Genomic DNA, 5305 nt, shown 5'->3' with positions numbered 1-5305 from the left:
CAAACGGGCTATCGCCGGTAGAGTTTGAGAAGCAATATTTCCAACGGCTCAAGAGTGTCTAGAGAAGCTGGGGCGATTCAGGTCCTGCGTTTATTTCTATGTCTGAGCTTTTTCCTATTGTCCTTGCGCTGTAGCAAAGCCCCGTACCTGACATGCCATTTTTATATGTTATACTGCATGTGCCTGTTGTTTCGTAGAAAGTGAAACCATTTTTTTTAGTTATTAATGCAGGGCCAGTTGTGCCAGCAACGCCACCTAAATACCAACTTTCTTTTGTTCCAAGCCCTTCTTGAGTATCCGAGTCAGATATTTTGGTAATGTTTTGGTTTTCATTGTTGGTAATATTTATGGTGATATTTTGTTCTGTGAGTCTGCTGTTTTTTCTTGCTAATTCTTCTTTTTTTCTGCTCCAAACATGAGCTGAGTAGGAAAAATTTATACTGTCAACACATATTGATTCATTGGCAATGGAAATTGTCGGGAGTATAAATGATAAAATGACAAAATTATTTGCTTGTTTCATCAAGAAGCTCTCGTGAAATCCGTGTGGCGTGCTTTATTCTTTCATCTAGTCCCATGTTGCCTCCATTTAATGTAAATGAAACTGAAGTAATGGCTCGTTGAGATACATCATTTTGATTTATTATTTTTTTATTGATTTGTAGCCTGCTCGTCTGGTTCCTCTTTTCCAGTAAAATCCGCCTGCATCAATGCAGTTGAAAGGAATTATACTAATCCGCTGTGGGTCAGCAATGTTAGGGATTTGCTCGTATGTTAGTATCTGCCATTTTTGAGCAATTTTAAGAGGAACCGCTCTCCATCCTCTATAAATCCAATATCCGTTTTGATTCAACCTTCCGGTTAGCTGCTTCATGCCTCGTCCCCGATACTTAACTCCATCAGGAGCTGGACCATTGGAAAGGTTCTTGTTGTATTTTACATGCCATGCATCAGCTGTGTTATTGTAAAACCCATTTGTTTCAGGGATAACGCTAGGATATTTTGGATTACGAGGGGCTTTGTTGCACAAATCAGTTAAAGGTCGAGCCGCCCCAATCCCTAGACGGGGTTATTCCATGCGACCCTTTTGTAGCGTGCCCAAGGCTGTAAAGCGATTCAGAATCGCTGCACAGATTTGAAGCTCCGCCACTTGCTGGTCAACGTCCCGTGATTTAACCCGGTCCACCAGCAACTTGAAGCAGTGCATTTTCGTTTCGACCAGACTGCGGTGATGGTTACCACTCCACTTTTTCCAGAGCGTTCTCCCCAGATACTTCACTGAGCGTAGCGATTCATTGCGAGCCTGATTGCCCTGTGAATTCCCTTTCCAGAATTGGCCGTTTCGACGCGGGGGAATGATGGCCGCAGCCCCGCGCTCCGCAATCGCGGCGTGACATGAACGTGTGTCGTACGCCCCATCCGTGGTCACGGTCACCAGTCCCTCTGTCGCCGGAATTTGCGCTAGCAGCTCTGGCAGCATCGTGGCATCGCCGGTGCGATTGTCGGTCACTTCCATTGCCCGGATTTCCAGCGTTTGCGCATCAATTCCCAGATGCAGTTTGCGCCATTGGCGGCGATAGTCAGCGCCATGCTTTTTCACTTTCCACTCGCCTTCACCCATCATCTTGATGCCGGTGCTATCCACCAGGAGATGCAGACAACCCTGCTTTTTCTGTACCGGGATGCGGACCTGTAGGTCTTTCTGGCGGCGGGAAAGCGTACTGAAGTCGGGAACCGCCCAGTCAAGTCCAGCCAGGCGCAACATGCTTTCGACCATACCTGTGGCTTGCCGTAGCGCCAGACCAAAGAGGCATTTGATAGTGAGACAGAACTGGATGGCAGCATCGGAGAAAGTTGGCTGCCGTCCCCGCCTGCCGGTAGTCTGTGCCAACCAGTTCATGTCTTTGTCGAGCCAGAGAAGGAGCTGCCCTCGTTGCTTGAGGGACTGGTTATAGGCCTGCCAGTTGATGGTTTGGTACTTGGGAGGGAGGGGCTTGCTCATGCTGTCATTCTACCGGACGAACGTAAGCCATGATTTGTGCAACAAAGCCGACTGATTTTAAATTGCGTGCTGATTGATGGTCGTGCGATGATAAATTGATATGTTTTTATTGCGAGATGGGTGAATTGATTTTTTAATCATATTTTCTGATTTGAATTTTTTTCCAGTGCTGAGTCATGTATTCTCTTAGTGCTGGCTTGTTTTTTAGGTTTGTGCTCTCTATGGGGGGATTTTCCCCTCCAAAACTACTATTTGGTGTAATTATTTTTTCTTCACCTCTAAGAGAATATTTGGTGCCCTTGCTGTATGCGAAGTATTTGACTGTAAGCGGATCTATTCCTCCGGCGCAGCCTATTCTGTATCCGATGAAGTAATAGGTGGTGCTATTAATGGTTCTCTGTTCTATACTTTTCTCTATTATCTCTATAATTTTATCTTCAGTGCAATTTGTTACATGGTCTTTTACTTTTAATTCAATTCCTTTAGATGTACGCCCAATGATGTTGATTTCCTTTTTTGTGTTATAGGTTAGATAGTCTATTTCTAAAGTGATATCACCAGTTTTAAATTCAGTTGCTAGTGACAGGGTGGTAGTGCTTGTAATTGCTATTGCGAATAATGTTTTTTTCATCGTGTGCTTTCTGTTTGCGGGTTTTTTGATTTTTCCATGATGCCGATAGATTTATTTAGGTCTGCTATTCTGTATATTTGAGTTTTTTCTTTTTTTTCATTGTCATATTTTGGTTTGTAAGTTGATGGGATGAAAAAGTCGAAGTTTTTATATGAGGAAAATTTTATTGTTTGCCCTTGATTGCCACCTAAGCCAATAAATTTCCCATTGCTACTTTCGCCATAAAAGAAAGTGGCGTGTTTTCCGTTGGTGGCAATGCAACCAAATATTGGTTTTTCTATTTTTATGAAATTTATATTATCGCTAATAAATGAGTTGGCTCGCATGGGGTTGGGGGAGGAAATCGGGTAGCCTGATGTTTTTAGGCAGTAATTAACAAAAGATGCACACCAAGCAAACTTGTCTCCTTCAATAGTTTTTAACCAACCTTGGCCTATTTCTTTATGATAGTTCATTGATTTGTCAATAATTGACTCGTGCTGCCCATGCCACCTTAAGGCTTCATGCATTGCAACTTCCATCCACGGGGCACGCCGATTGTCTGAGGGTAGTAGTGCAATTGGCGAGCCGAGGCCATCTTTGCTTCTGGCTGGTTTGACATCGCCCCTTTTTGAAGCACTATTGCGTGGCTTGGGGGGCTGCCGCACTGGTGCAGGGCTTGATGTTTGGGGGGCTTCTGTATGTGAAATATTTACTGCAGGGATTTCCAGTCGCAAACCCGGATAGATATGGTTTGGGTTTTTTATGTCATTTGCTTTTTGAATGGTGGTGACATTGGATTTGAAAATCTTTGCAATCTTACTTAGTGTGTCTCCCGGCTGTACAACATATTGAGTATTTGGACGTGATGTTTTACGGCTACTATTGTTGGGCAGGTGTGAGGCGCTGCTGCTGTGAGTTACCCATTGTTCCAATACCGCTAAGTAGTGTTTGGCTTTGGCTGTTGGATCAATGCTAAGGACTTTTTCCAAAGTGCCTTTGGTATTTCTCACCAGAATATCAATGGGGCCAGCTTCAGGTTTATGCACAATTGGAGGTAGTCGACCACTAGTCGAGGTTTTTGTTTCTTTTTGCTGACCTCCTTGCTGAATAATCGCTGGCTGGTTGGCAATAGGGCGCGAGCCGTCAGAAAAGATGACATTGGAGGCTGCAACTAGCTTTTCTTGTCGTGGCCCTTTGGATTGGTCGTTGTAACCCTCGATACGAATAATTGCCTGCACCAAGCGCTCAAATTCACTGGCTTGCAGTGTGTTGATGACTTGGTTTCGACTAAGTCCGCTAAAAAGTTCAACTTGCTCAATATAGCGATTGGTATTGTTCTCTTTTCGTGGGGCGTAAGCCTCTATAGCTTCGCTAATTCTCTTGTTGGAGTGTAAGCGATGTAGGTTATTTCTCAGCTCATTTACTCCAGTTTCGTAGTCCGAGAATATTAAGAAATAGCTGAGGGCGCCATCTTTGTTTTTGGCCTGTGCAAAACCTATATGTGTTTTTACTTTTTTTGGGGCCGGTAACCCTTGCGGGCTAATTGCAGGCCGTAGGTTGCCTGGGTTGTTGATTCTCCATGGCAAACTGCCGCCTGAGCGTATGAGAAAGTTGCCTTGCTGGTCTGTGTAACTGGCAATCTTATTTTCTGTGTCGTATTTTGCTTTCAACCATTTTGGCATTGTTATTCCCTTATGGCTTTTTGAAAATTTCAATGACAACATCGTCTGGCAGAAAGTCGTCATCCGTTTCTGACGAGTTAGCGATGTCTAGCTCATCGCTAGATAATTCGCCCTCTTGGGTCATGTGAAAATTCTCATCAAGTGGAGCTAGTTCTGAGATTTGCCATTTTCCACCACCAATAATCAGCTGGAGTTTTTCTGGCTCATCCAGCATTATGCGCGGTAACTTGCCATTTTTCGGAATCTTACCTGCGGCTATTGCATGGCCAAGATTGTTGCGGATTTCGTAAGGCTTACCGACTACTCCTAGTACTTGTGCCATTTCATCAGAATGTTCGAACGCAAAGCGCAAACTGTGCTTGTTCGCGAACTCGCTTGACGGAAGTAAGGGGGGGCTGATCGATAAGCTATCTGGCCCGCTCAAATCATGCTCCGCCCCCTTCACGCTCACCGTGCCCGGGCAGTGCACTTCGATATTGCCGCCGGCTATGCGGATGTAGGCGCCGCCGCCGACGTTGAGCAGGATTTCCTTAGCCGCGGCGATGTGGATCTTGTCCTTGCAAGAGGTGATGGTGATGTCCTTATCCGCCGTCAGTTCCATGGCGTCGCTCTGCGCTTGCAGCTGCACCTTGCCCTTGGCGGCGATCAGTTTCAGCGTGACCCGGTCTTTCACCCCGGCCACGAATAGGCTGATGTGCTGACCGACGTTGTGCAGCCAGCGTCGGCCGCTGGTCTGGTTGAGGTCGCGCTGCGCCACCTGGTCGATATTCGTGCCTGCGGCCAACGTTAAGGCGTTGCCGGTCGATGCGACTAATCCAGCTGGCGCGGACAGGATCAGCAGCGGCTGCTGGCCGACTTGTTCTTTTGCCGTCTTGCCGTCTTTATCGGTGTTGCTGCCGGCTTCCCAGGCCTTGAGGGCGGCGGCATGGTGCTGCAGGTGGCCGTCGGTTTTCTTCGCCCCCTTGGCGTTGTCCGGCTTGATTTCCTCCGGCCCGGTTTCCTGGGTGT

Annotated in this window: 6 protein-coding genes; all 6 read right to left on the bottom strand. The window is 46.4% G+C overall.

Annotated elements, in window-relative coordinates; translation table 11 throughout:
- Positions 1-58 precede the first annotated feature (58 nt).
- Positions 59-523 carry a hypothetical protein gene (locus ACFOLG_RS02830; RefSeq protein ID WP_386088151.1) on the bottom strand — a complete coding sequence of 155 codons (465 nt, stop codon included), beginning with the start codon at positions 521-523 and terminating at the stop codon, positions 59-61.
- A 120-nt stretch (positions 524-643) separates the two neighbouring features.
- A complete protein-coding gene (locus tag ACFOLG_RS02825) occupies positions 644-874 on the bottom strand; it encodes a hypothetical protein (RefSeq protein WP_386088149.1) in 231 nt (76 codons plus the stop codon).
- Between the two features lie 195 nt (positions 875-1069).
- Positions 1070-2002: an IS5 family transposase gene (locus ACFOLG_RS02820; RefSeq protein WP_386088147.1), complete on the bottom strand. Its 933-nt coding sequence runs from the start codon at positions 2000-2002 to the stop codon at positions 1070-1072.
- Between the two features lie 133 nt (positions 2003-2135).
- A complete protein-coding gene (locus ACFOLG_RS02815) occupies positions 2136-2633 on the bottom strand; it encodes a M949_RS01915 family surface polysaccharide biosynthesis protein (protein WP_386088145.1) in 498 nt (165 codons plus the stop codon).
- Positions 2630-4297 (bottom strand): TIGR02594 family protein, encoded by a 1668-nt coding sequence (locus ACFOLG_RS02810; RefSeq protein WP_386088143.1) that lies wholly within the window; start codon positions 4295-4297, stop codon positions 2630-2632. The genes ACFOLG_RS02815 and ACFOLG_RS02810 overlap by 4 nt, the downstream gene beginning before the upstream one ends.
- A 10-nt stretch (positions 4298-4307) precedes the next feature.
- On the bottom strand, positions 4308-5305 hold a 998-nt coding region (locus ACFOLG_RS02805; RefSeq protein WP_386088141.1), incomplete at its 5' end, for a DUF2345 domain-containing protein.

It is taken from the genome of Vogesella facilis, from assembly GCF_042648525.1.
In the GTDB taxonomy this organism is placed as follows: Bacteria; Pseudomonadota; Gammaproteobacteria; order Burkholderiales; family Chromobacteriaceae; genus Vogesella; species Vogesella facilis.
This window is presented reverse-complemented; position numbering and strand designations above follow the sequence as displayed.

What these genes read in the sequence shown, in the direction of transcription:
- ACFOLG_RS02830 (WP_386088151.1), bottom strand. Translation starts at nt 523, where the DNA reads ATGAAACAAGCAAATAATTTTGTCATTTTATCATTTATACTCCCGACA.
- ACFOLG_RS02825 (WP_386088149.1), bottom strand. Translation starts at nt 874, where the DNA reads ATGAAGCAGCTAACCGGAAGGTTGAATCAAAACGGATATTGGATTTAT.
- ACFOLG_RS02820 (WP_386088147.1), bottom strand. Translation starts at nt 2,002, where the DNA reads ATGAGCAAGCCCCTCCCTCCCAAGTACCAAACCATCAACTGGCAGGCC.
- ACFOLG_RS02815 (WP_386088145.1), bottom strand. Translation starts at nt 2,633, where the DNA reads ATGAAAAAAACATTATTCGCAATAGCAATTACAAGCACTACCACCCTG.
- ACFOLG_RS02810 (WP_386088143.1), bottom strand. Translation starts at nt 4,297, where the DNA reads ATGCCAAAATGGTTGAAAGCAAAATACGACACAGAAAATAAGATTGCC.